Origin of the sequence: Enterobacter sp. BWH52 (genome assembly GCF_001037565.1) — a bacterium.
Classification (GTDB): Bacteria; Pseudomonadota; Gammaproteobacteria; order Enterobacterales; family Enterobacteriaceae; genus Enterobacter; species Enterobacter hormaechei_C.
In genome coordinates this window covers 1588084-1613529 of the sequence record NZ_KQ089854.1, presented here as the reverse complement: position 1 = coordinate 1613529, position 25446 = coordinate 1588084, and the positions used below count along the sequence as shown (strand labels likewise).

Sequence of the window (25446 nt, the reverse complement as noted above, 5' to 3'; positions counted from 1 at the left end):
AAAACAGGGAGCCGGTGCGACGTTTACCGCACCGGGCTACACCTTAGAGTTGCGTCAGTTTTTGCAGCATCTGGTCGGTCGTCGACACTGCTTTACTGTTAATTTCATAGGCGCGCTGGACCTGGATCATATTCACCAGCTCTTCCGCCACGTTAACGTTCGAGGTTTCCACATACCCCTGATACAGCAGCCCCGCCCCGTTCAGGCCCGGGGTACTTTCATTTGGCGTGCCGGAAGACTGCGTTTCGGTGTAGAGGTTCTCACCGATGCTTTCCAGCCCGGTATCGTTCATGAAGGTCGTCAGATTGAGCTGTCCAACCTGGACCGGCGCGGCCTGACCTTGCTGAGTGACGCTGACGATACCGTCACGACCAATGGTGATACTCAGCGCGTTCGCCGGGATGGTGATCGCAGGCTGAACCTGGAAGCCGCCCGCTGTCACCAGTTGACCATTCTGATCCACCTGGAACGAACCATCGCGGGTATAGGCGGAGGTCCCGTCAGGCAGCTGCACCTGGAAGAAACCCTGACCTTTGATGGCAACGTCTTTACTGTTGTTGGTCTGGGACAGGTTGCCCTGGCTGTGCAGACGCTCGGTGGCAACCGGGCGCACGCCGGTACCAATTTGCAGACCGGACGGCAGCGTGGTTTGCTCAGAAGACTGCGCCCCTGGCTGACGAATCGTTTGATAAAGCAAATCTTCGAAAACCGCACGCTGGCGCTTGAAACCATTGGTGCTGACGTTTGCCAGGTTGTTGGCAATCACATCCATATTGGTTTGCTGTGCGTCCAGACCGGTTTTCGCGATCCATAAAGAACTGATCATAGGGAGTCCTGTTAACTCATAGCCAGAAGTTGGTTAGCCTTGCCTGCGTTTTCATCGACGCTGCTGATAATTTTCATCTGCATTTCGAAGCGGCGGGCGCTGGCGATCATGTCGGTCATGGCTTCTACCGGTTTGACGTTACTGCCTTCCAGCACGCCGGACATCACGCGGATGGTCGGGTCGGCCTGTAACGTGGCGCCACGTGTGGCCTGCGCCGCCTGGGTCAGACGGAACATCCCGTCATCGCCACGCTGCACTTCGTTGCCTTCCGCTTTCACCAGCTTCAGACGACCGACAGGCGCAACGGTGTTAGCCGGGTCGCCCGGGTTTAACGCCGAAATCGTCCCGTCTGCCGCAATGGTCAGCTCTGACCCTTCCGGCACCGTCAACGGACCGGCTTCGCCCATCACCGGATGCCCCTGAATCGTCAGCTGCCCGGTGGCGCTCACCTGGATATTACCGTTGCGGGTATACCCTTCCCCGCCGTCAGCCGTTTGCACCGCCAGCCAGCCGTCCTGCTGAAGGGCAACGTCCAGCGGACGCGCGGTGTAATCCATCTGGCCTGGCGTCATGTCGGCGCCCGGCGTGGAAGCGGTGACCAGCGTACGCGTGGGCAATGACAGCCCTTCTACCGGCACCGCACGCAGCGCGTTGAGCTGCGCACGAAAACCTGGCGTGGAGGCGTTCGCCAGGTTGCTGGCGGTAACAGCCTGCTGGTTGAGCGTCTGGCTTGCTGCGCCCATCGCTGTATATATTGCGTGATCCATTGCGCTTTCCCGTCAGCTGCTTAACGCAGGTTAACCAGCGTGTTAAGGATCTGATCCTGGGTTTTGATGGTCTGCGCGTTGGACTGGTAGTTACGTTGCGCGACGATCATGTTCACCAGCTCTTTACTCAGATCGACGTTAGAGGCTTCCAGCGCGCCGTTGGTCAGCGTGCCGAAGTTACCGGAACCCGCAGTACCCAGCAGGGCAACACCGGAAGACTGCGTGGCAGACCAGACGTTGTCCCCTTCGGATTTCAGGCCTTCGTTATTGGCGAAGTTTGCCAGCACGATCTGGCCCAGCACCTGGGTCTGTTCGTTCGAATAGTTACCGACAACGGTACCGTCATCGTTGATCTGGTAGCTCACCAGATCGCCCGGCTTATAACCGTTCTGGCTCGTCGCCACGATGTTGTTCGCACCGGTATTCTGTTGCATGGAGTTGGCGAAACTCATGTCAAACGTGGCTGGCGTCGCGCCCGGAACGGTGCCCGTTGTGATCTTGATATCATCGCCACCCGTCAGCACGCCGCTCGCATTAAAGGTCAGCGTGGTTGCCAGTTTCGCTGCATCTCCCGCTACGCTGCCGTCCTGGGAATACACCTTCCAGGAGTTAGCTGGCGTCGCGTTTTTGACATAGAACAGGTTCATGTTGTGCGCATTACCCTGGCTGTCAAACACCGTCACGGTGCCTTTCTTGTTGTAAGAGTCAGGGTTGGCCGGGTCGAAGGCGACGGTTGGTGCAGTATCGGTGGAGTTCAGGTTGATCTGCTGAGAGGCCGTGGTGGTGGACTTCGCCGCCATCAGCGTCGTTGGGATGGAGATCGCCTGCGGATTCGCACCGGTTTGCACCGTAGGCGGCGTGCCGGCAACCGGATAACCGGTTAACTGAAGCCCCTGCATGTTCACCAGGTTACGGTTTTCATCCAGCTTGAACTGGCCGTTGCGGCTGTAGAATACGGAACCGTTGGCATCCACCATACGGAAGAAACCGTTCTGGCTGATGGCGACGTCCAGACCGCGACCGGTGTTGGTGGTCGTCCCGTCGGTGAAGTCCTGGGTGATACCCGCCACCTTCACGCCCAGGCCCACTTTAGAGCCTGCAAACATATCTGCAAAAGACGCAGAACCGGATTTAAAACCATAGGTCGCGGAGTTGGCGATGTTGTTGCCAATGACGTCCAGGTTGGTGGCCGCAGCATTCAGGCCGCTGACCGCTTGAGAAAAGGCCATGACTTACTCCTGATAAGTATGAAGGCTTAGATAATCTGCCGAACTTCGTCGAGTGTGGTGGTACCGGAGGTACCCAAATCCAGTTTGTTACCATCGCTACCTTTGATGACGCCCTGAACCAGGGCAAACTGTAGCGGCTGAGCCACCAGCTGAGTGGTGCCGTTGCTGGCGCTAATCGCAACCTGATACGAGCCGTTAGGCGCTTTAGTGCCGTCGGTCAGGCTGCCATCCCAGGTAAAGGTATGAACGCCCGCTTTAAGCTCGCCAATCTCAATCGTGCGCACCACGTTGCCGCTGGCGTCTTTGATGGTGGCGGTGACTTTGTCGGCCGGCTGCTGCAACTCAACGCCAAACGGCGTCGTGGTGGTGGTGGACGTGCCATCGGTAGTGCTGGTGCCCGCCAGAATCGTGGTCCCCGGGATCATCACCCCGTGACCGATCAGGTTGGCGGCCTGCAAGGACTGGCTATTATCGATTTGACCGGAGACCGAGCCGAGCGTGGTGTTCAGTTTCTCAATGCCGCTGACGGTACTGATCTGCGCAAGCTGCGTGGTCAGTTCGTTGTTCTGCATCGGATTGGTCGGGTCCTGATTTTTCAGCTGCGCCACCAGCAGGGTCAGGAAGCTGCTCTGTAAATCGGAGGCATTGCTCCCGGTGAGAGAGCTGGAACCGGTCGCACTGCTGGTGCTATTGACGCCGGTATTTGTCGGGTCATTCACGTTTACGGCGATGGACATGCGTGTCTCCTTTACTGGCCGAGAGTGAGTGTTTTGAGCATCATGCTCTTCACGGTATTAAGCACTTCGACGTTTGCCTGGTAGCTGCGCGACGCGGACATGGAGTTCACCATCTCCCCGACCACATCCACGTTCGGCATTTTCACGTAGCCGCTGGCATCCGCGAGCGGGTTGCCTGGCTCGTAAACCAGCTTGTCGGGTGCCTGGCTCTCAACCACGTCCGCCACTTTTACGCCGCCCGTTGCCGCACCCGGTGCAGCATCAACCTGGAAGACAACCTGTTTAGCGCGATACGGTTGCCCGTCAGGGCCGGTCACGCTGTCGGCGTTGGCCAGGTTACTGGCGGCCACGTTCAGTCGTTTAGACTGCGCCGTTAATGCCGAACCGGCGATATCAAAAATATTCAGCAAGGCCATTTACTAATTGCCCCCCTGTAGGACGGTCATCATGCCTTTAATTTGCCCGCCGAGTAGCGTCAGGCCTGTCTGGTATTGCAGGCTGTTATCGGCAAACTGTGTGCGCTCCCGGTCCATGTCGACGGTGTTACCATCAAGCGAGGGCTGATCGGGAATACGGTAAAGCAGGTCGGTCGTTGGCGCGGTCATCGCCTGAGCGGGAATATGACGTGAGGATGTCAGGGCCAGTGAGACACCCGTTCCTTCGGCACGTCCACGCTCCATCACTTTTTTGAGTTCACTGGAAAAATCAATATCGCGCGCCTGATACCCGGGGGTATCCGCGTTGGCGATATTGGCGGCTAAAATCTCCTGCCGCTGGGCGCGTAAATTGAGCGCTTCCTGCTGAAAACGTAACGCGGCGTCGAGTTTATCGAGCATGTCTCCTCCGCTGATGAGAAAATTTCAGTTCACAGCTTAAATCTCAAGGCGTCTCCCTTATCGACGGAATAAGCGCAAAATGCGTCGCTATTTGTTGCGTTGATGGAAAACCACTGCGGGTAGAATTTGCTTAATTCTGGACATGGTGGAACGTGCGATGCGGACTTTTAAACGTGGCCTGGCGGCGACCCTACTGCTTTTGAGCCCTCTGGTGCAGGCTGAGGGGTTAGAGGACCAGCTCAATGCATTCTTTGCGCAGAAGCTGGCCGGTTTCAGCGATGACGTACGCGTGACCGTGCGCACCCCGCCTAACCTTTACCCTTCCTGCGAAGCCCCGTCATTTAGCGTGACCGGCAGCACAAAGTTATGGGGTAACGTGAACGTGCTGGCGCGTTGCGCCAATGAAAAACGGTATTTACAGGTTGCGGTACAGGCGACGGGCAATTATGTTGTCGCCGCCGTTCCGATTCCGCGAGGCAGCCTGCTGCAACCTGACAGCGTAACGCTGAAGCGAGGCCGTCTGGATCAGCTTCCACCGCGGACGATGCTGGACATTAACCAGGCTCAGGAGGCGGTCAGCCTGCGCGATGTCGCCCCTGGACAGGCGATACAGCTATCCATGCTGCGCCAGGCATGGCGGGTGAAAGCGGGACAACAGGTGATGGTGGTCGCCAATGGCGAAGGCTTTAGTATCAACAGCGAAGGAAAAGCGCTGAATAATGCCGCAGTGGCGCAAATTGCCCGGGTCAGAATGTCCTCAGGCCAGGTGGTCAGCGGCACGGTCGGTCCTGATGGGAATATTCTGATTAACCTGTAATCTTTTTAAAGATTTCGCGGCGACTGCCGATAAATATTCAACAAATGATGATGTCAGGCGCAAACGCCGCGAACCCTCGATGAGGACAACACTATGAGCATTGATCGTACATCAGCCCTGAAGCCGGTTAGCACTGTACAACCTCGCGAAACGAATGAGGCTGCCCCGCAAAAAACGCGTCTGGAAAAAACGTCGACCGCTAACAGCACCAGCGTCACGCTGAGCGATGCGCAGTCGAAGCTGATGCAGCCAGGCAGCAGCGATATCAACATGGAACGTGTTGAAGCGCTGAAAACGGCTATCCGTAACGGCGAACTGAAAATGGATACCAGCAAAATCGCTGATGCGCTGATTCAGGACGCACAGAGTTTCCTCCAGAGTAACTAACCGTATGAGTCGACTGTCAGAAATACTGGATCAGATGACGGTGGTCCTGAACGACCTGAAAACGGTGATGGATGCCGAACAGCACCACCTCTCTTCTGGTCAAATCAACGGCAGCGCGTTGCAACGCATAACTGAAGATAAAAGCTCGCTGCTGGCGACCCTGGATTATCTGGAAAAACAGCGACGCGCTGAGCAAGACGCGAAACGCAGCGCCAATGATGAGATCAACGAACGCTGGCAGACCATTACAGAAAAAACCCAGCATCTTCGCGATCTCAACCAGCATAACGGCTGGCTGCTGGAAGGTCAGATTATCCGTAATCAGCAGGCGCTTGAGGTGTTAAAGCCCTATAAAGAGCCGGGGCTGTACGGTGCGGATGGTCAGACGGCCACGGCACGTATCACGGGCGGGAAAAAGATTTCGATTTGACGCAGTAGCGGCACGTCATGAAGCGGGGAGCACCTTCTGGTGAACTCCCCTTTTGACGTTTATACCGTGCGGCGGGTGAATTCTTTCACCTTGAAGCCAAGCACCGCCAGCGTGGCAAAGTACGCCACCACCCCGACCGCCACCACGGCCATCAGACGCATCAGGCGGTAAGGCATGGTGCCCTGCGCCCATTCAGGCATGACATACAACATGCCAACCAGCGCGGCCGCCATCACCACTACCGCGATCGCCAGACGCAGCAGGAAGCTTGCCCAGCCCGGCTGCGGTGTGAAGATATCCTGCTTGCGCAGCTGCCAGTACAGCAGCCCGGCGTTCAGACAGGCCGCCAGACCAATCGACAATGACAGCCCCGCGTGTTTCAGCGGTCCAATAAACGCGAGGTTCATCAGCTGCGTCATAATCAGCGTCACAATGGCAATCTTAACCGGCGTTTTGATGTCCTGACGTGAATAGAAACCGGGCGCAAGCACCTTCACGACGATCAGCCCCATCAGCCCCACCGAGTAGGCTACCAGTGCACGCTGGGTCATGGCGGCATCAAAGGCGGTGAATTTTCCATACTGGAACAACGACACCGTCAGCGGTTTTGCCAGGATCCCCAGCGCCACCGCGCTTGGCAATGCCAGCAGAAAACAGAGACGCAGTCCCCAGTCCATCAGGCGGCAGTATTCATCGTGGTTGCCGCTGGCGAAACTTTTCGACAGCGACGGCAGCAGAATAGTCCCCAGCGCCACGCCCAGCACCCCTGATGGAAACTCCATCAGACGATCGGCGTAGTACATCCAGGACACCGAGCCCGACACCAGGAAAGAGGCGAAGATGGTATTGATGATCAGCGAGATCTGGCTGACGGACACGCCGAGTATCGCCGGTCCCATCTGTTTAATAACGCGCATTGCGCCCGCATCTTTGAAACTAATGCGCGGCAGAACCAGCATGCCGATCTTTTTCAGGTGCGGAAGCTGGTAAGCAAGCTGTAACACCCCGCCGACGGTCACGGCCCAGGCCAGCGCCAGCACCGGTGGGTTAAAATGCGGCGCGGCGAACAGCGCAAAGCCAATCATGCTGACATTAAGGAACGTGGGGGCAAAGGCCGGCACGGAGAAGCGGTTCCAGGTATTCAGGATGGCACCCACCAGCGACGCCAGCGAAATCAGCAGAATATAGGGGAAGGTTATCCGCAGCAGTTGCGTCGTCAGGGCAAATTTATCCGCCGTGTCGGCAAAGCCCGGTGCCGTTACCATGATTACCCAGGGCGCTGCCAGCATGCCCAGGACGGTCACGATCGCCAGCGCCAGCGTCAGTAAACCGGAAACGTAAGCCACAAAGACGCGGGTGGCATCTTCGCCCTGCTTGCTTTTATATTCCGCAAGGATCGGGACAAATGCCTGTGAGAAAGCCCCTTCGGCAAAAATACGGCGCAGCAGGTTCGGCAGCTTGAACGCAACGAAAAAGGCGTCAGTCGCCATCCCTGCGCCAAAAACCCTTGCCACAATGGCATCGCGCGCAAAGCCAAGCACGCGGGAAAACATGGTCATCGAGCTGACGGCCGCCAGCGATTTTAATAAGTTCATTAACGTGAAGTTCCACAACCCTACGGATTTCCAGGACGGATAAGCGAAAGCGCCACCCGGCAAAGCCAACAAGCGGCGCTTAGTCTAACCGGATTTCAACGAATTACTATCGGCAGATGTTACAGCGAGTTATTCCGACATGGCTTCGCGCCAGAGTCGTTCCACGATGCGCTGCGCCAGAATGGCCTGCTCCCCGGACGTTTCAGGAACCGTCTGATTCTGCACGCAGGTGATGAAGTGACGCGCGCAGCCCACAAAGCCACGCTGTTCCAGGGTGCTCTGCCAGCTGGGAACGGGTAACGCAACCACGCCATTGCCCTTCTCTTCCCGCCACTCTCGCATATCGGTGACGTCATACAGCGCGCCATCCGTAACGGCCTGCACGGACTCGCGCTGGCTGCCCGCCCGACGATGCATGCTGGTCGTCACCTGCAAATGCTCAACGGCAAAATGATGTTCGGCGTAAACCATCTCACCCTGCTCGCTGGTCAACAGCGTGCCGCTTTGCAGCTGGGCTTTTCCGTTACTCAGCCACAGGGCCGTATCCACGACGTGGAGATAATCATCCAGCAGCGTGAAGCGCAGATCGTTCGGCCCCACGCTGTCGGTACGGTGCTTATCCATACGCAGAGAGGCGAACGAGCCGGACTGCGCTTTAAGCTGCTGATAGAGGGGCGCAAAACGGCGGTTGAAGCCGACCATCAGCGTCAGCTTTTTACGCGCGGCCAGCTCAATCAGTCGCTCAGCATCCTGTACATTTTCCGCCAGGGGTTTATCCACGCAGACGTGAACGCCTGCATTCAGCAACTCGCTCACCACCTGGTAGTGCGTCGCGGTTGAGGTATGCACAAATACCGCATCACATTCACGGGCTAAATCCTGTAGCGAACCGGCATAAGGGATGCGCCAGGTTTTGCAGATGCGCTCTGCTTTCTCGCGGGTGGGAGACCACGCCCCTTGCAGCGTCCAGTCTGACGCGGCGCCTAAAACGGGCAGCCAGGCTTTTTGCGCAATCCCTCCCAGCCCCACAACACCAATGCGTAATGTTGTCACGATTAATCTCCCAGATGTGCGAGTAACGCATCCAGACGCTGCTTCAGCCCGGCAACCTCGTCTTCCAGGGCTGCCACGCGCGCGGTCAGGCTTTCGTTTGATGCTGGCGTGTCGGATACGACGGCCAGCGCAGAGGGCTCCACGTCGCCGCTAAACAGGTGCATGTAGCGGCTTTCACGCTTGCCCGGTTCGCGGGGCAGACGCACCACGTAGGGACCGTCCTCGCGTGAGGCTAATCCCTCCAGCGTCTGTTCAACGTCCTGCATATCCTGAAACTCATGCATGCGGGAAGCGCGTGTGCGCAGTTCCCCCGGCGTCTGCGCCCCGCGCAGCAGCAACGTGGTGATAACAGCCACTTCCGCAGCGCTGAGTTTTAAATCGCCAAATTCAGAATTACAAAAGCGCTGTTCATATTTAGTGACGCGGTTACCGAAGCCACTGACGGTGCGCAGGTAGTGGCGCTTCACCAGCTCATCAAGGATATCCTGCACCTCGTGCTCGCCAAGGTTCATCACCGGCTCACGGTTCGTCTTCTGGTTGCAGGCCATCGTGACGGCATTCACGGACAGAGGATACTGTTCCGGCGTGGTGACCTGCTTTTCCAGAAGGCAGCCGATCACGCGCGCTTCGGCGCCATTTAACTGATATTTCATCTTTTCTCCTTAACGACCCGCGGTCCACTCCTGTGTGGTGAGCGCGGTGAGCACATGGTCCCGCCACTCGCCGTCAATCAGCAGATAATCTTTGGCATAGCCTTCTTTCTCAAACCCCAGGCGGGCCAGCAGATCGCCGCTGCGCTTATTGTGCGGCATGTAGTTAGCCATAATGCGATGGATATGTTGCGTGCGCTGCATGTAGCGAATCGCCGCCGTCAGCGCCTCAAACATGAGCCCCTGTCCCTGCCATTTCTGGCCGATGGAATACCCGAGATAGCAGGCGTGAAACGACCCGCGTACCACGTTTGAAAAATTGGCAATGCCAACGATCTCTTTCTCTTCCGGATCGAGAAGCGCGAAATAAAACGCACTTCCCTGTTTATGAAATTCCGCAATCATACTGAGGCGCGCCTGCCAGCCAGAGGGGTAGCAGTGGCTCTCGTCCCGAACGGGTTCCCAGGGTTTTAAAAACTGGCGATTCTCGGCGTAATAATCCGCCAGACGCCAGGCATCACGCTCATGCACCAGACGAACGACCAGCCTGTCCGTCGTCAGACGCACTTTTGGCACATTACTGCGATAGCCAAACATCGTTACCACTCCTTCCCGTCGCTTCTGCTCTGCCTGTTAGCTTTACTATACCTGTGCCTGCGCCTTCTGTGAAAACAGTGACATACCATTTTGATCGCTTTTCACATTTTTCGATGAGAACTCTCTATCAAAGCACCTTTTTGATAAAAAAATATTGTCGCCAGCGGGTATGGGAAAAAGCGCGGCGACACCGCAGAATGTTAGCGTGCTCACCTTTTATTTTCCCTGGAGGGAAAATGTCCCGCGTATCACAGGCCAGGAGCCTGGGTAAATATTTCCTGCTCGTCGATAACATGCTGGTCGTGCTCGGCTTTTTTGTCGTTTTTCCGCTTATATCAATTCGTTTTGTCGATCAAATGGGCTGGGCGGCATTGATGGTCGGGATCGCGCTGGGTCTACGCCAGTTTGTACAACAGGGTCTGGGCGTGTTTGGCGGCGCAATAGCTGACCGCTTCGGCGCGAAACCGATGATCGTCACCGGCATGCTGTTACGTGCGGCGGGATTCGCCACCATGGCAATCGCTCATGAACCCTGGCTGCTGTGGTTCTCCTGTTTCCTTTCCGGGATTGGCGGCACCCTTTTCGACCCACCGCGTACCGCGCTGGTGGTTAAGCTTATCCGTCCGCAACATCGGGGGCGCTTCTTCTCGATTTTGATGATGCAGGACAGCGCAGGCGCGGTGGTGGGCGCCCTGCTGGGAAGCTGGCTGCTGCAATACGATTTCCGCCTGGTTTGCGCCACCGGCGCGGTGTTGTTTATTCTCTGCGCGCTGTTTAACGGTCTGTTTCTGCCCGCATGGAAGCTGTCGACGGTGAAAGCGCCTGTGCGGGAAGGGCTTGACCGTGTGCTAAGCGATAAACGCTTCGTCACCTATGTGTTAACCCTGACCGGCTACTACATGCTCGCCGTGCAGGTCATGCTGATGCTGCCCATTATGGTTAACGATATTGCCGGCACGCCGGCAGCGGTGAAATGGATGTATGCCATTGAGGCCTGCCTCTCACTGACTCTGCTCTATCCAATTGCCCGCTGGAGCGAGCGCCGTTTCCGGCTTGAGCACCGTCTGATGGCCGGGCTGTTGCTGATGACGCTGAGCATGATGCCCATCGGTCTGGTAAGTTCGCTTCAGCAACTGTTTATGCTGATCTGCACCTTCTATATTGGCTCAATCATTGCCGAGCCAGCCCGTGAAACGCTGAGCGCGTCACTTGCCGACGCCCGGGCCCGGGGCAGCTACATGGGCTTCAGCCGTCTCGGGCTGGCGCTTGGCGGCGCGCTGGGTTACACCGGTGGCGGCTGGCTGTTTGATGCCGGAAAAGCGCTCCATCAGCCGGAGCTGCCGTGGGTCATGCTCGGCATGGTCGGCTTTATGACGCTGATTGCCCTCTGGTGGCAGTTCAGTGATAAACGCAGCACCCGCGGGATGCTGGAGCCTGGCGCCTGACCTCTTACATTATCAGTTTTTTCTGCTGGTTTCTGTAGGATCACCCTGACATACTGGCGTATCAGGACAGATGCGCCGATTTTATGTTGAGGAACGCCATGAAAAAGATCGTTATTGCCGCTGCGTTAATTGTCAGTGGTCTGCTGGTGGGATGTAACCAGCTTACGCAGTACACCGTCAGTGAGCAGGAAATTAATCAGGCGCTGGAAAAACATAATAACTTTTCAAAAGATATCGGCGTGCCCGGCCTTGCGGATGCGCATATCGTCCTGACGAATCTCGCCAGCCAGATTGGTCGCGAGGAGCCTAACAAAGTCACCCTTTCCGGCGATGCCAGCCTCGATATGACCTCGCTCTTCGGCAATCAGAAAGCGGATATCAAGCTGAAGCTCAAGGCGCTGCCGGTCTTTAATAAAGAGAAAGGGGCAATTTTCCTGCAAGAGATGGAAATCGTCGATGCGGTTGTGACGCCGGATAAAATGAAACCGGTGCTGCAAACGCTGATGCCGTATCTCAACCAGTCGTTGCAGAACTACTTTAACCAACAGCCTGCCTATGTTCTGAGCGAAGACAAAAGCAAAGGTGAATCTCTGGCGAAAAAATATGCCAAAGGGATAGAGGTGAAACCGGGTGAAATCATCATCCCTTTCACCGACTAAATACTCCGGGCGCTCAGGCGCCCGTTTTTTTTAACGGAATAGTGTGCAAACGAAAACGTTTCCGCTTATGATTTGTGTCCGGCAAAAACAGCCATCTTATGACTGATCTCTTTCAAGCCGGAGCTTCCATGACTGTACAATCCCAGGTTCTCAAAATCCGCCGCCCAGACGACTGGCATATCCATCTTCGTGATGGCGACATGCTGAAAACCGTCGTGCCGTATACCAGCGAAATTTATGGCCGTGCGATTGTTATGCCTAACCTGGTTCCGCCAGTCACTACCGTCGAGGCCGCGATTGCCTATCGCCAGCGTATCCTTGACGCCGTTCCGGCCGGGCACGATTTTACCCCGTTGATGACCTGCTACCTGACGGACTCGCTGGATCCCAATGAGGTTGAGCGCGGGTTTAACGAAGGTGTGTTCACCGCCGCGAAGCTCTACCCGGCGAATGCCACCACCAACTCCAGCCATGGGGTGACCAGTATCGACGCCATCATGCCCGTTCTGGAGCGTATGCAAAAACTGGGCATGCCGCTGCTGGTGCACGGGGAAGTGACCCACGCTGACATTGATATTTTCGATCGCGAAGCACGTTTTATCGAAACGGTCATGGAGCCGCTGCGCCAGCGTCTTCCGGGGCTGAAAGTGGTGTTTGAACACATTACGACTAAAGATGCCGCAGAGTATGTCCGGGATGGAAACGAGCTGATTGCCGCCACCATCACCCCGCAGCACCTGATGTTTAACCGTAACCACATGCTGGTGGGCGGCGTTCGCCCACATCTGTATTGTCTGCCGATCCTCAAGCGCAACATCCACCAGCAGGCGCTACGTGAGCTGGTCGCTAGCGGCTTCCCGCGCGCGTTCCTCGGCACGGATTCCGCCCCGCATGCCCGTCACCGTAAAGAGGCGAGTTGCGGCTGTGCAGGCTGCTTTAACGCCCCGACCGCCCTGGCAAGTTACGCAACCGTGTTTGAAGAGATGAATGCGTTAGACCATTTCGAAGCCTTCTGCTCCCTTAACGGCCCGCGTTTCTACGGTCTGCCGATCAATGACACGTTCATTGAGCTGGAGCGCAAAGAAAGCCAGGTTGAAGCGTCGATTGCGCTCACCGACGATACGCTGATCCCCTTCCTGGCCGGTGAAACCGTAAACTGGACGGTAAAACGCTAAAAAACTGTCGCCCCCTGTTGTCAAACCGACAATATAACTGTATAAATAAACAGTATATTACACAGGGGGCATTTATGCGTATTGAAGTCACCATTGCCAAATCCACCGTCCTGCCTGCTGGCGCACTCGACGCTCTGGCGGGTGAACTATCCCGACGTATTAACAGCACTTTTCCTGAAAACGATGGCGCCGTAACGGTACGTTATGCGACAGCAAACCATCTTTCCGTCATCGGCGGTGCGAAAGAAGACAAAGAACGCATCAGCGAAATTTTGCAGGAAACATGGGAAAGCGCCGACGACTGGTTCATCACTGATTAAAATTTGCTCCCTCATTGTGTTTTTTGCCGGGTCGCCCCGGCTTTTTTTCGTTTCGTCTCCTGAAAGTTCAAAATATTTCAGCATCTTCTTAGAAAATCGTGAACAAGATGGCGTTTTATTGTTCGAACAATCCTAAAAAGCAGAAAAATGTGTTGCTACCCGTTTATTTTTTCCTGCTGAACCCTTATTAATTGATATACTGAAATTGCTTTCAGAAAAACATGCATTGAACCTCAAAGTCGTTGTCTTCTAACACGCATTAAGGGGGTTATAATGGAAAAGAATAGTGAAGTGATCCAGACCCATCCGCTTGTTGGCTGGGATATCAGCACCGTAGACAGCTACGATGCGCTGATGCTGCGTTTGCACTACCAGACCCCAAATCAGCTAAACCGTGATGAAGCGGAAGTTGGACAGACGCTGTGGCTTACAACAGACGTCGCCCGTCAGTTTATCTCTATTTTGGAAGCAGGCATCGCAAAAATAGAATCTGGCGACTACCAGGAAAATGAGTATAAACGGCATTAATCTTACGCCTCTTCACTCAACAGGCACCCTCGCGGTGCCTTATTTATTTCGTTCTTGTATAAGCCTACATAGTTAATTACTCTGCTAACAAAGCGTTAGTAAAGAGAAGCCTATGAAATACGATTTGATCATTATCGGAAGCGGCTCCGTAGGATCTGCCGCCGGTTATTACGCCACGCAGGCGGGTCTGAATGTGCTGATGATTGACGCCCATCGTCCTCCCCACTCTGAAGGAAGCCATCACGGCGATACCCGTCTGATCCGTCACGCTTATGGCGAAGGTGAGCGCTATGTACCGCTGGTGCTTCGGGCTCAGACGCTGTGGGATGAGCTGGTCGCCCTCACCGAAGAACGCATTTTTGAGCGCACCGGGGTCGTTAACCTGGGGCCAGCAAGCTCCACGTTTCTGGCGACCGTCGAGGAGAGCGCGAAAGCCTACCGCCTGGACGTCGAGCGTCTGGATGCGAACGGCATCATGGCGCGCTGGCCGGAAATTTCTGTCCCTGAAGACTACATTGGGTTGTTTGAAGCCAACTCTGGCGTACTGCACAGCGAAACGGCCATTAAGACCTGGATTGATCTCGCCGCCAAAGCGGGCTGCGCGCAGTTGTTCAACTGTCCGGTCACGGGCATCACCCACCATGCAGAGGGTTCAACCGTCACCACCTCTGAAGGTGAATATACCGCCACGCGTCTGCTGGTGAGTGCGGGAACGTGGGTGACGAAACTGCTGCCGGACCTGCCCATCCAGCCGGTGCGAAAAGTCTTCTCCTGGTTCCAGTCTGACGGGCGTTACAGCAGCCAGAACAAATTCCCGGCGTTTACAGGCGAGTTACCCAATGGCGACCAGTTCTACGGTTTCCCCTCGGAAAAAGACGCGCTCAAGATTGGCAAACATAACGGCGGGCAGGTAATTTCCTCTGCGGAAGAACGCAAACCGTACGGAGCTTATCCGCAGGATGGTTCCGAAGCCTTCACGTTCCTGCGTAATATCCTGCCGGGCGTAGGCGGGTTGCTTTACGGCGCAGCGTGCACCTACGACAACACCCCGGATGAAGACTTTATCATCGACACCCTGCCGGGGCACGACAACACCCTGCTCGTAACCGGGCTCAGCGGTCACGGGTTTAAATTTGCCTCTGTGTTAGGTGAAATCGCCGCCCAGTTTGCTCAGGGGAAAGCGCCTTCGTTTGATCTCAAGCCCTTCGCGCTCTCGCGCTTTGATCGATAATACCTCTTCAGGCTCCGAGTAACCGGGGCCTGTTTAGCGAGAGGGGCATGATGCGCAGACTGGTGAATTACCTTATCAATAACATCCGCGAGCATTTCATGCTCTACATTGTTCTTTGGTCGCTACTGGCGATCATTGACGTTATCTATATTGTATTCTTCTGAACGTTCTCGCTGACGTTTATTGACACTCCTTTAAATTTATTTAACTTATATTTTTAAAAAACGTCGCCTCAAATTTATTGAACGAAGCGATTGAAATACATTGCGGAAACACATTCAAATTCGCTGAAATAAATTAAATAAAATACATTATTCATTTTTTTCAGTTGCATTATTTATTTAACCCGTCCATTTTTATTGCTCAGTCATTTGAGAACGGAAATTCATATGCAATGGCGTAACTCCTCCCGTCGCTACGGAATAATATCCATGTGTTTACACTGGCTATTTGCAATTGCCGTCTATGCCATGTTTGGTCTCGGCCTCTGGATGGTGACATTAAGCTATTATGACGGTTGGTATCATCAGGCCCCCGAATTGCACAAAAGCATTGGGGTTCTGCTGATGATGGGTCTGGTTTTTCGCGTGATCTGGCGACATATCTCTCCGCCCCCTCCTGCGCCCAAAAGCCATGGCCGACTTACCCGCATAAGCGCTGTTGGCGCGCATATCGCACTCTATGCCCTGCTGTTCGCCATTCTGATCAGCGGCTATCTCATTTCGACCGCAGACGGCAAACCGATCAGCGTATTTGGGCTTTTTGATGTCCCAGCCACGCTGGCTGACGCCGGTTCACAGGCTGACACCGCAGGTGTGGTTCATTTGTGGCTGGCATGGAGCGTAGTGATCCTGTCTGTCCTGCATGGCCTTGCGGCCCTGAAACACCACTTTATTGATAAAGACGATACGCTGAAGCGCATGCTTGGCCGTTCGTCAGTTGACTCTGGAGCATAAAATGAAAAAACGCCTGTTGGGTATCGCATTAGGTTCGCTGTTATTTACTACCGGTTCGGCCCTGGCCGCCGACTATAAAATTGATAAAGAGGGCCAGCATGCCTTCGTCAATTTCCGTATTCAGCATCTGGGTTACAGCTGGTTATATGGCACGTTCAATGATTTCGATGGCACATTTACTTTCGACGAGAAAAACCCTGCTGCCGATAAAGTGAACGTCACCATTAATACCAACAGCGTCGACACTAATCACGCCGAGCGTGATAAACATCTGCGCAGCGCTGAATTCCTGAATGTGGGCAAATTCCCGCAAGCTACTTTCGCGTCGACAGAGGTGAAGAAAGATGGTGATAAACTCGCTATTACCGGTAATCTCACGCTGAACGGCGTAACAAAACCGGTCACACTGGATGCCAAATTAATTGGACAGGGTGACGATCCATGGGGCGGAAAACGTGCTGGCTTTGAAGCCGCAGGCAAAATTCCTCTGAAAGATTTTAATATCACCACGGATTTAGGCCCGGCATCGCAGGATGTAGAGCTGATTATTTCGGTGGAAGGCGTTCAGCAGAAGTCATAAAACAGGCCCGGCAGGCTTGTGAGCCGCCGGGCAGTGTTTTACTCCGGGTCCGGAATACCCAGTTTGGTATTCAGTCGGCCCCGGGATTTATTAAAGATCTTATTCCCGTTCTCGCGTCCGGCACGGCGACGACGTTGCTCTTCTTCAGGCAACATACTCTCTTCACTGCACAGCTCGCTACAGCAGCCATTAAACTTCTCGGCACATGCAGGGCACTGAATAAACAGCAGATGACACCCGTCGTTTTTGCAGTTGGTATGCGTATCGCACGGTGTTCCGCACTGGTGGCAGTACGCGATCACGTCCTCTGAAATTCGCTCGCCCATACGCTCATCAAACACAAAGTTCTTACCGATAAAACGCACCGGTAAACCCTGCTCACGGGCGCGGCGGGCATACTCGATAATCCCACCCTCAATGTGCCAGACTTTATTAAACCCGTTGTGCTTCATCCAGGCGCTGGCTTTTTCACAGCGGATCCCCCCGGTACAGTACATCACGATCTTTTTGTCTTTATGCTCCTGCATCATCTCAACCGCTTTCGGCAGTTGCTCGCGGAAGGTGTCGGCAGGAATTTCCATCGCATTTTCGAAGTGCCCCACTTCATATTCGTAGTGGTTACGCATATCGATGAACACCGCATCCGGATCGTCGAGCATCGCGTTCACTTCAGCGGCCTTCAGGTATTCCCCCACATTAGCAGCATTGAAGCTCGGATCGTGAATGCCATCCGCCACAATACGTTCGCGCACCTTCATGCGCAGCACCCAGAATGATTTACCGTCATCATCCAGCGCAATATTCAGGCGTAAGCCGTTAAGCGCCGGATCAAACCCGTAAAGGAGATCGCGGAAGGCGCTGACCTTGCTTTCCGGCACGCTGATCTGCGCGTTAATCCCCTCACGCGCCAGATAGACGCGACCAAACACGTTCAGGGCGGTGAAAGCCTGGTAAAGCGCATCGCGGGTCGCCTGTGGATCGTCGATGGTGAAATACTTATAGAAAGAGATCGTTGTGCGCGGTTCGGTTTCGGCCAACATACGCGCTTTCAACATCTCATTCGAAACGCGGTTGTGTAACACTGGCATGGTGTACAAGTCCTGCAATCGTTGAGAAATAAAAATCGGTCGGCATGATATAGCAAACAAAGACAATTTACATCCACACAATTTACGCTACATTTCAGTCAATCTGATTAATCAGACTTAACATTTGCATATTCTTTCATGTTTCGATGACAGACATTTTGGCTATGCCTTAAAAAATGAGACAATAGCCTTTCAGGACGTTAGAACACAGGACAGACATGACCCAGTTACCGAAATTTACTGCCGCGCTTTTGCATCCCCGCTATTGGTTAACATGGTCAGGCATTGGCTTGTTGTGGCTAATTGTACAGCTGCCTTATCCCGTTATTTTCCGCATGGGTAAAGGGCTGGGTCGCATTGCTCAGCAGTTTATGAAGCGTCGCGCCAGGATCGCGTATCGCAACCTTGAGCTTTGCTTTCCTCAGATGAGTGAATCTGAGCGCCACGACATGGTGGTTAAAAACTTCGAATCTGTCGGCATGGGGCTGATGGAGACCGGTATGGCCTGGTTCTGGTCGGATAAGCGCATGGCGCGCTGGACGGAAGTGGCTGGGACCGGCATGGAGCCAGTGCATACTCTTCAGGTCAACCAGACTGGCGTCCTGCTGATTGGCGTTCATTTTCTGACGCTCGAAATTGGCGCACGCATGTTCGGCATGCAGGCGCCCGGTATTGGCGTTTATCGTCCTAACGATAATCCGGTGATCGATTTGATCCAGACCAACGGACGTATGCGCTCCAATAAAAGCATGATCGACCGAAAAGACCTGAAAGGGATGATCCGCGCCCTGAAATCAGGTGAAGTGGTCTGGTACGCCCCGGATCATGACTATGGCCCGCAATCCAGCGTGTTTGTTCCGTTCTTTGCGGTGGAAGATGCAGCGACAACCACCGGGACCTGGATGCTGGCGCGAATGTCCAAAGCGGCTATCGTGCCGTTTGTACCGCGCCGTAAACCAGACGGTTCAGGCTATCAGCTCATCATGCTGGAGCCGGAGCTCGCGCCACCGCTGATTGATGCGGAAACCACCGCCCGCTGGATGAACGGCGTTGTCGAGAAATGCATTATGCTCGCCCCGGAGCAGTACATGTGGCTGCATCGCCGCTTTAAAACCCGGCCTCAGGGCGTCCCTTCCCGGTATTAATCTGCATGCGGCCTTCCGGGCCGCATGTTGTTTTAGCTTTAAAAGCTCCCCGTCATTGCGGCAATCATACCCCGGGCGCATAATTAGCAGGCTTATTACCTCACTGGTCACGGTGCCCTGCACCTCATTATGCGGATAGTTATGTCCCCCACAGATGCTCCCATAAACTGGAAACGTAACCTGACGGTTGCGTGGCTGGGTTGTTTTCTTACTGGCGCCGCCTTTAGCCTGGTGATGCCTTTCCTGCCCCTCTACGTTGAGCAGCTCGGCGTCACCGGACATAGCGCCCTGAATATGTGGTCCGGCCTGGTGTTCAGCATTACGTTCCTGTTCTCCGCCATTGCGTCGCCTTTCTGGGGTGGGCTGGCGGATCGCAAAGGCCGCAAAATTATGCTGCTGCGCTCCGCGCTCGGCATGGCGATCATTATGCTGCTGATGGGGATGGCGCAGAACGTCTGGCAGTTCCTGATATTACGCGCACTCCTGGGTCTGCTCGGGGGATTTATCCCTAACGCCAACGCCCTGATCGCCACCCAAATCCCGCGCCAGAAAAGCGGCTGGGCGTTGGGCACGCTCTCCACTGGCGGCGTAAGTGGCGCACTGCTGGGCCCGCTGGCGGGCGGGCTGCTGGCCGACCACTACGGACTGCGGCCGGTATTCTTCATTACCGCCAGCGTGCTGTTCCTCTGCTTCCTGGTGACGCTTATCTGTATCCGGGAGAATTTCACGCCGGTAGCCAAAAAAGAGATGCTGCACGCCCGGGATGTGCTGGCCTCGCTGAAAAACCCAAAGCTGGTGCTGAGTCTGTTTGTGACTACCATGATTATCCAGGTGGCCACCGGTTCAATCGCGCCTATTCTGACGCTCTATGTCCGCGATCTGGCGGGAAACGTCAGCAATATCGCCTTTATCAGCGGCCTGATCGCCTCTGTTCCCGGCGTGGCGGCGCTACTGAGCGCGCCGCGGCTCGGCAAGCTGGGAGACCGTATCGGCCCGGAAAAGATCCTGATCTGCGCCCTGATCGTCTCCGTCCTGCTGCTGATCCCCATGGCGATGGTGCAGTCTCCCTGGCAGCTCGGCGTCCTGCGCTTCCTGCTGGGGGCTGCCGATGGCGCACTGCTCCCGGCCGTGCAGACGCTGCTGGTCTATAATTCCACCAACCAGATAGCCGGTCGTATTTTCAGCTATAACCAGTCGTTTCGCGATCTGGGTAACGTCACCGGGCCGCTGGTCGGTGCGGGGATTTCAGCCAGTTTCGGTTTCCGGGCGGTCTTTATCGTGACGGCAGGCGTCGTGCTGTTCAACGCCGTTTATTCGTGGCTCAGCTTATCCCGGGCGCTACGCCCGGGGCGAATAAGACAACATCGTGACGGCTAATTTTCGCATTCATACTTGCAAAATCACATAATCAGCTATTCTTTCCCTGAATACCTTCACGAAAAACAGGGAGACACCAATGACCATGTACGCCACGCTGGAAGAAGCAATTGATGCCGCTCGCGAAGAGTTCCTCGCCGATAATCCCGGCATTGAGGAAGAAGATGCTGACGTGCAACAACTCAATATCCAAAAATACGTCCTACAGGACGGCGATATTATGTGGCAGGCCGAATTCTTTGCTGATGAAGGTGAAGATGGTGAATGTCTGCCGATACTGAGTGGTGAAGGTGCACAGGCGGTATTCGACGGCGACTATGACGAAATTGAGTTACGTCAGGAGTGGCTGGAAGAAAATACGCTGCACGAATGGGACGAAGGCGAGTTTCAGCTCGAACCGCCGCTGGATACCGAAGAGGGTCAGGCCGCAGCGGACGAATGGGACGAGCGATGAGCTCCCGTTACTCGTAAGGGCCGTGACTGGCATCAATGGGCAGCAGCAGCGTGTCGAAAATCAGCGAAAACGGCAGATCGAGTACGGTGAGATAGCGCCATGCAGAATCGCGAACGTCCCACTGTACGCCGGGGTAGTATTGATTCCCGTGGCCCTGCCCGGGGATGGTGCGGCTGATAATGCTGCCGCAGCCGCTGAGCAGGCATGCCATCATGACGACAATGATTACTTTCATGTCTGACCTCTAAAAAAATACCGGCGATTAAGCCGGTATTTCATTTGGCAGGTAGCGCTTCGCTTACCCGCCCTACTTAACAACTTACTTCGCCTTCAGTGCCAACGGATTCAGCTTAACGTCCTTATAGTAGTTCACCCACGAAGAGTATCTCTCCGGAGAAGACCACACGCGGTAGTGAAGCCGTGCCATCGTCACCGGATCGCTCAACAGCACCAGACGACGGTCGCGGTTAAGCTTTTCTGGCGTCTCGTTCAGCGCCTGCTCAACGTGGCGATCGCGGGCGATCTCCAGCACCTGGCTGGCGCGGTGACGCGCCGTCGCCATCGCGGTTGCCAGCGCGTTGAATGACGGGTTAAACACGGCGTGCATAAAGCCATCATCCAGCGTGCGTTTGCGGTTCTGCTCCAGATAGGTATCGGTATCCACCAGCACCTGCGGCGGAGAATACTCTTCCGGGATCAGGAACAGCTTCCAGCGTTTGGTACGCAGGCCAACCGTGGAACGGCTGGAGATCACCGACACAAACGGCGACAGGATCAGCGAGAAGACGATTGGCGCCAGCCAGAACAGGAAACGCAGATCCAGCCAGGCCATACCAACGGCCCACACCAGGCCCAGCAGCAGCTGAGAGCCGTGGCGCATAAAGGCCTCACTCCACGGCGTAGAGTCATCGTCACGCTGCGGTGAATTCCACACCACTTCCCATCCCAGGAACGCACTCACCACAAACACCGTATGGAACAGCATACGCACCGGCGCCAGCAGGACCGAGAACAGCACTTCCAGCAGCAGTGAAAGGGTCACGCGGCAGAAGCCACCGTACTCCTTCGAACCTTTGCACCAGATCAGAATAATACTGAGCAGCTTAGGCAGGAACAGCAGCACCATGGTCGACGCGAACAGCGCAATCGCCAGCTCCGGACGCCACTGCGGCCACACCGGGAACAGCTGGCGCGGTTGCAGGAAGTATTGCGGCTCCGTCAGAGCATGCACAACCTGCAACGCGGTCGAGAGTGCCAGGAACATAAACCACAGCGGCGCAGACAGATAGGACATAACGCCCGTCAGGAACACCGCACGGTGAACAGGGTGCATCCCTTTCACCAGGAACAGGCGGAAGTTCATCAGGTTACCGTGACACCAGCGGCGGTCGCGTTTGAGCTCATCCAGCAGGTTCGGCGGCAGCTCTTCATACGAGCCAGGCAGATCGTAGGCAATCCAGACGCCCCACCCTGCACGACGCATCAGAGCAGCTTCCACAAAGTCATGCGACAGAATGGACCCGGCAAACGACCCTTCACCCGGCAGCGGCGCCAGGGCACAGTGCTCGATGAATGGCTTCACGCGGATAATGGCGTTGTGGCCCCAGTAGTGAGATTCACCCAGCTGCCAGAAGTGCAGACCGGCAGTAAACAGCGGCCCGTAGACGCGGGTCGCAAACTGCTGGCAGCGCGCATACAGCGTGTCCATACCTGACGCTTTTGGCGAGGACTGAATAATACCCGCGTTCGGGTTGGCTTCCATCAGACGGACCAGCCCGCTCAGGCAGTCGCCGCTCATCACGGAGTCCGCATCCAGTACCACCATGTAGCTGTACTGGTTACCCCAGCGACGACAGAAGTCATCAATGTTCCCGCTCTTACGCTTAACACGACGACGACGACGGCGGTAGAAGATCTGCCCTTCCCCTTGCACCTCGGCAATCAGCTCCATCCAGGCTTTTTGCTCTGCCACGCAAATATCCGGGTTGTAGCTGTCGCTCAGGATATAGACGTCGAAATGCGCCGCGTTACCGGTCGCCTTCACGGACTCCCAGGTGGCACGCAGCCCGGCGAATACGCGGTCAACGTCTTCGTTACAGATAGGCATGATCAGCGCGGTACGGTGCTCAGGATTGAGGGGTTCATCCCCGACCGTCGACGCGGAAATGCTGTATTTGTCACGCCCCATCAGCAGTTGCAGGAAGCCCATCAGCGCCGTCCAGAACCCGGCGGAGACCCAACAGAACAGCACGGCGAACAGCAGAAGAATGCCGCTCTGTAAAATATACGGCAGCAGCTGCATGAAGGAGACCCAGATATCCTGGCCAATCATGTCAGCAGGGTTAATCAACGCCCAGCCCTGGTACGGCAGAATGGTTTTCATGTACCAGGTGGCGACAACCGTCTGCGCCAGCGTCAGCAGCAGCAGAATGTAACGACGAATCGTTCCTACGGTACGCCATTTCTGCTCGGAGGCCTGCTGTTCTTTGGTCAGACGTGACAGATAGCGCGGTGTCACGTCACGCCCACGCAGACGATCCCAGAAGCGGCCCACCGGGTTGGTGCGCCACGGATCGGGGAACATGGAGGAACGCGTGGCCTTCGGCATCGCCTGTAACTGGTCACGCCCTTCGTCATCCTTGATTAACTGCCCTTCTGCCAGCGAGTCCGGCCATGCCTGCTCCAGACGTGCCTTCACTGACCCCAGCGGCGTATCATCATCACGGGAAAAATGACGATGTTCACCATCCAGCGCGGTGTGAACCGCGCGGATGTCGCTCGCAGGGAGCGCCGCTTTTTCAATGTCCGTCAGCGGCATGGCATCAATATATTCAGATGTATTATTCATTGGCAGGTAGCTGATAGCTCCAGGTTTCACTCAGCGGCTTATCGTTACTGACCAGCGCGGCGCGCATTTCAGTGGTCTGTTTCGGATCCTTCACCTTCACGCGCAGGGTCAAACGCCACCCTTTGGTGACCGGGTTGTACCGCACGGCGTTTTCAACGATTTCACCGTTATCGCCAATGCTGGCCTGTGCCGTCACGGCAGTATCCGGCGCCAGTTTTTTCATATCCTGCCCGGTGAAGTCCACGATAAATGCCAGCGTGCCATCCGGCTGACGAATCAGGTTGGACTGCTTCACGTCACCCGTTGAACGACGCGTCTGCATCACATACGCGTTATCCGGTGCGTGCAGCTTGTCTTCGTCACGGCTGAAGGTAATCGCATACTTGAAGTTCATCTCTTTACCGGCTTCAGGCAGCTGATCCGGTGTCCAGTACGCCACGATGTTATCGTTGGTTTCATCGTTGGTTGGAATTTCAACCAGCTCAACCTTACCTTTACCCCAGTCGCCTTTCGGCGTAACCCAGGCGCTTGGGCGCAGATCGTAGCGGTCATCCAGATCTTCAAAGCGGGAGAACTGACGGCCACGTTGCAGCAGACCAAAGCCCTGCGGGTTTTCCATCGCAAAGCTGCTGACCGCGAGGTGTTTCGGGTTGTTCAGCGGACGCCAGATCCACTCGCCGTTACCGGCATGGATGGAGAGGCCATTGGAATCATGCAGTTCAGGACGGAAATTGGTCGCCGGAGATGGCTGGTTCGGCCCAAACAGGAACATACTGGTCAGCGGTGCAACGCCCAGTTTGCCCACTTTATCGCGCAGGTAAACTTTAGACTGCACGTCAACCACCGTGTCACGCCCTGGCATGATCACGAAGCGATAAGCGCCGGTCGCACGAGGGGAGTCCAGCAGCGCATAAATTGTCAGACGTTTGTCGGTTGGTTTTGGACGTTCGATCCAGAACTCGCGAAAACGTGGAAATTCTTCACCTGATGGCAGCGCGGTATCAATTGCCAGACCGCGCGCAGAAAGCCCGTACACCTGCCCCGCGCCAATCACGCGGAAGTAGCTGGCGCCAAGCATGCTGACGATTTCATCGTTTTTATCTTTGCTGTTAATCGGATAAAGCACCTTGAAGCCTGCGAAGCCGAGGTCTTTCACCGTGTCTTTATCGTGTTGCACATCGCCAAAATTGAAGTAATCCGGGCTGTACTTGATTTTGCGTACCGCGGTCGCCGTCACTTCATTGATGGCAACTGGCGTGTCGAAGTACATACCCTGGTGGTAAAATTCAAGCTTGAACGGGGTTTTAATATTGTTCCAGTACGCTTTATCGTGATTGAACTGGATCTGCTGATAGTCCGCGTATTTCATGTCGCGGAAAACGGAGGGCAGGTTACTTTTTGGCGCTTCGTAGCTCTTGCCCGCCATCGATTTTGCCTGTTTTGCGACATCATCGATGTTAAAGGCCAGTGCAGATGAGGTATACAGTGACAACAGCACTGCTACACCCAACCAACGCATTTTCATCATTTGTGGTTTATGTTTCATAATAAGTAAGCACTTCCCCCTTTGTGTGCTTATATCGATCCGATCCATTTTAATGGAAACTCAGGCAATCCGACAACATTATCACTGCTTTGTTCAGCTCGCTGGCTCATGGATTAAGCAAATGAAAGAACCCGCTTTTCACTTTGCGTGCTTATCCTGGAGACAGGGTG

Annotated in this window: 29 protein-coding genes; 15 read left to right on the top strand and 14 right to left on the bottom strand. The window is 55.2% G+C overall.

Annotation, left to right across the window (positions count from 1 at the left end; translation table 11 throughout):
* Positions 1–43: 43 nt before the first annotated feature.
* Genes flgG through flgB form a run of 6 tightly spaced genes read right to left on the bottom strand, consistent with a single transcriptional unit; the run spans position 44 to position 4395 of the window.
* Complete coding sequence (gene flgG / locus SK47_RS07580) at positions 44–826, bottom strand: flagellar basal-body rod protein FlgG (protein ID WP_000625853.1); 783 nt, start codon at positions 824–826, stop codon at positions 44–46.
* Between the two features lie 11 nt (positions 827–837).
* Positions 838–1593: a flagellar basal body rod protein FlgF gene (locus tag SK47_RS07575; RefSeq protein ID WP_003857990.1), complete on the bottom strand. Its 756-nt coding sequence runs from the start codon at positions 1591–1593 to the stop codon at positions 838–840.
* 20 nt (positions 1594–1613) lie between these two features.
* Positions 1614–2822: a flagellar hook protein FlgE gene (gene flgE, locus SK47_RS07570; RefSeq protein WP_003857992.1), complete on the bottom strand. Its 1209-nt coding sequence runs from the start codon at positions 2820–2822 to the stop codon at positions 1614–1616.
* 26 nt (positions 2823–2848) lie between these two features.
* Positions 2849–3559, bottom strand: coding sequence for a flagellar hook assembly protein FlgD (gene flgD, locus SK47_RS07565; RefSeq protein WP_003857994.1), 711 nt, complete (start codon positions 3557–3559; stop codon positions 2849–2851).
* An 11-nt stretch (positions 3560–3570) separates the two neighbouring features.
* Positions 3571–3975 (bottom strand): flagellar basal body rod protein FlgC, encoded by a 405-nt coding sequence (flgC, locus tag SK47_RS07560; RefSeq protein WP_003857997.1) that lies wholly within the window; start codon positions 3973–3975, stop codon positions 3571–3573.
* Positions 3976–3978: 3 nt separating this feature from the next.
* Complete coding sequence (gene flgB / locus SK47_RS07555; protein ID WP_003857999.1) at positions 3979–4395, bottom strand: flagellar basal body rod protein FlgB; 417 nt, start codon at positions 4393–4395, stop codon at positions 3979–3981.
* A gap of 157 nt (positions 4396–4552) precedes the next feature.
* Here flgB and flgA point away from each other — a divergent pair, with 157 nt between their 5' ends.
* From flgA to flgN, 3 genes are all read left to right on the top strand, one after another.
* Complete coding sequence (gene flgA / locus SK47_RS07550) at positions 4553–5212, top strand: flagellar basal body P-ring formation chaperone FlgA (protein WP_023315807.1); 660 nt, start codon at positions 4553–4555, stop codon at positions 5210–5212.
* Between the two features lie 93 nt (positions 5213–5305).
* Positions 5306–5599: a flagellar biosynthesis anti-sigma factor FlgM gene (flgM, locus tag SK47_RS07545; RefSeq protein WP_003858002.1), complete on the top strand. Its 294-nt coding sequence runs from the start codon at positions 5306–5308 to the stop codon at positions 5597–5599.
* A gap of 4 nt (positions 5600–5603) precedes the next feature.
* Positions 5604–6029, top strand: coding sequence for a flagella biosynthesis chaperone FlgN (gene flgN / locus SK47_RS07540; protein ID WP_003858003.1), 426 nt, complete (start codon positions 5604–5606; stop codon positions 6027–6029).
* Between the two features lie 59 nt (positions 6030–6088).
* Here flgN and murJ read toward each other — a convergent pair whose 3' ends face one another.
* From murJ to rimJ, 4 genes are all read right to left on the bottom strand, one after another.
* Complete coding sequence (murJ, locus tag SK47_RS07535) at positions 6089–7624, bottom strand: murein biosynthesis integral membrane protein MurJ (protein WP_003858004.1); 1536 nt, start codon at positions 7622–7624, stop codon at positions 6089–6091.
* 129 nt (positions 7625–7753) lie between these two features.
* On the bottom strand, positions 7754–8677 hold the full coding sequence (locus SK47_RS07530) for a Gfo/Idh/MocA family protein (protein WP_048243759.1): 924 nt from the start codon (positions 8675–8677) through the stop codon (positions 7754–7756).
* Positions 8678–8679: 2 nt separating this feature from the next.
* A complete protein-coding gene (locus SK47_RS07525; RefSeq protein ID WP_003858006.1) occupies positions 8680–9330 on the bottom strand; it encodes a YceH family protein in 651 nt (216 codons plus the stop codon).
* A gap of 9 nt (positions 9331–9339) precedes the next feature.
* The gene (gene rimJ, locus SK47_RS07520; protein WP_003858007.1) at positions 9340–9924 is read right to left on the bottom strand and encodes a ribosomal protein S5-alanine N-acetyltransferase; all 585 of its coding nucleotides are present in this window, start codon (positions 9922–9924) and stop codon (positions 9340–9342) included.
* Positions 9925–10160: 236 nt separating this feature from the next.
* Here rimJ and mdtH point away from each other — a divergent pair, with 236 nt between their 5' ends.
* From mdtH to SK47_RS07475, 9 genes are all read left to right on the top strand, one after another.
* The gene (gene mdtH / locus SK47_RS07515; protein WP_003858008.1) at positions 10161–11369 is read left to right on the top strand and encodes a multidrug efflux MFS transporter MdtH; all 1209 of its coding nucleotides are present in this window, start codon (positions 10161–10163) and stop codon (positions 11367–11369) included.
* Between the two features lie 98 nt (positions 11370–11467).
* Positions 11468–12028, top strand: a complete 561-nt coding sequence (locus SK47_RS07510) for a lipoprotein (RefSeq protein WP_023305855.1) — start codon at positions 11468–11470, stop codon at positions 12026–12028.
* Positions 12029–12156: 128 nt separating this feature from the next.
* Positions 12157–13203 (top strand): dihydroorotase, encoded by a 1047-nt coding sequence (gene pyrC, locus SK47_RS07505; RefSeq protein ID WP_023315804.1) that lies wholly within the window; start codon positions 12157–12159, stop codon positions 13201–13203.
* Positions 13204–13277: 74 nt separating this feature from the next.
* The gene (dinI, locus tag SK47_RS07500) at positions 13278–13523 is read left to right on the top strand and encodes a DNA damage-inducible protein I (protein WP_003858011.1); all 246 of its coding nucleotides are present in this window, start codon (positions 13278–13280) and stop codon (positions 13521–13523) included.
* Positions 13524–13796: 273 nt separating this feature from the next.
* A complete protein-coding gene (bssS, locus tag SK47_RS07495; protein WP_003858012.1) occupies positions 13797–14051 on the top strand; it encodes a biofilm formation regulator BssS in 255 nt (84 codons plus the stop codon).
* Positions 14052–14163: 112 nt separating this feature from the next.
* Positions 14164–15282 (top strand): N-methyl-L-tryptophan oxidase, encoded by a 1119-nt coding sequence (gene solA / locus SK47_RS07490; protein WP_048243757.1) that lies wholly within the window; start codon positions 14164–14166, stop codon positions 15280–15282.
* Between the two features lie 50 nt (positions 15283–15332).
* The gene (locus tag SK47_RS07485) at positions 15333–15446 is read left to right on the top strand and encodes a YceO family protein (protein ID WP_003858014.1); all 114 of its coding nucleotides are present in this window, start codon (positions 15333–15335) and stop codon (positions 15444–15446) included.
* A gap of 225 nt (positions 15447–15671) precedes the next feature.
* On the top strand, positions 15672–16238 hold the full coding sequence (locus SK47_RS07480) for a cytochrome b (protein WP_003858015.1): 567 nt from the start codon (positions 15672–15674) through the stop codon (positions 16236–16238).
* A gap of 1 nt (position 16239) precedes the next feature.
* The gene (locus tag SK47_RS07475; RefSeq protein WP_045345707.1) at positions 16240–16818 is read left to right on the top strand and encodes a YceI family protein; all 579 of its coding nucleotides are present in this window, start codon (positions 16240–16242) and stop codon (positions 16816–16818) included.
* Positions 16819–16856: 38 nt separating this feature from the next.
* Here the strand turns inward: SK47_RS07475 and SK47_RS07470 are convergent, their stop codons facing one another.
* On the bottom strand, positions 16857–17906 hold the full coding sequence (locus SK47_RS07470) for an oxygen-dependent tRNA uridine(34) hydroxylase TrhO (protein WP_048243755.1): 1050 nt from the start codon (positions 17904–17906) through the stop codon (positions 16857–16859).
* 218 nt (positions 17907–18124) lie between these two features.
* On the opposite strand from SK47_RS07470, the gene SK47_RS07465 reads away from it, so the two are divergent.
* The 3 genes from SK47_RS07465 (at position 18125) to SK47_RS07455 (ending at position 20882) form a co-directional block, all read left to right on the top strand.
* Positions 18125–19051: a Kdo(2)-lipid IV(A) acyltransferase gene (locus tag SK47_RS07465; RefSeq protein ID WP_048243753.1), complete on the top strand. Its 927-nt coding sequence runs from the start codon at positions 18125–18127 to the stop codon at positions 19049–19051.
* A gap of 141 nt (positions 19052–19192) precedes the next feature.
* Positions 19193–20428, top strand: coding sequence for a multidrug efflux MFS transporter MdtG (gene mdtG / locus SK47_RS07460; RefSeq protein ID WP_003858021.1), 1236 nt, complete (start codon positions 19193–19195; stop codon positions 20426–20428).
* A 79-nt stretch (positions 20429–20507) separates the two neighbouring features.
* Positions 20508–20882 carry a MysB family protein gene (locus SK47_RS07455; protein WP_003858026.1) on the top strand — a complete coding sequence of 125 codons (375 nt, stop codon included), beginning with the start codon at positions 20508–20510 and terminating at the stop codon, positions 20880–20882.
* 7 nt (positions 20883–20889) lie between these two features.
* On the opposite strand, the gene SK47_RS07450 is transcribed toward SK47_RS07455, so the two are convergent.
* From SK47_RS07450 to mdoG, 3 genes are all read right to left on the bottom strand, one after another.
* Positions 20890–21117, bottom strand: coding sequence for a YceK/YidQ family lipoprotein (locus SK47_RS07450; protein WP_003858030.1), 228 nt, complete (start codon positions 21115–21117; stop codon positions 20890–20892).
* An 84-nt stretch (positions 21118–21201) separates the two neighbouring features.
* Positions 21202–23730, bottom strand: a complete 2529-nt coding sequence (gene mdoH, locus SK47_RS07445; RefSeq protein WP_003858032.1) for a glucans biosynthesis glucosyltransferase MdoH — start codon at positions 23728–23730, stop codon at positions 21202–21204.
* The gene (mdoG, locus tag SK47_RS07440) at positions 23723–25276 is read right to left on the bottom strand and encodes a glucans biosynthesis protein MdoG (RefSeq protein ID WP_015570847.1); all 1554 of its coding nucleotides are present in this window, start codon (positions 25274–25276) and stop codon (positions 23723–23725) included. The genes mdoH and mdoG overlap by 8 nt, the downstream gene beginning before the upstream one ends.
* Positions 25277–25446 lie beyond the last annotated feature (170 nt).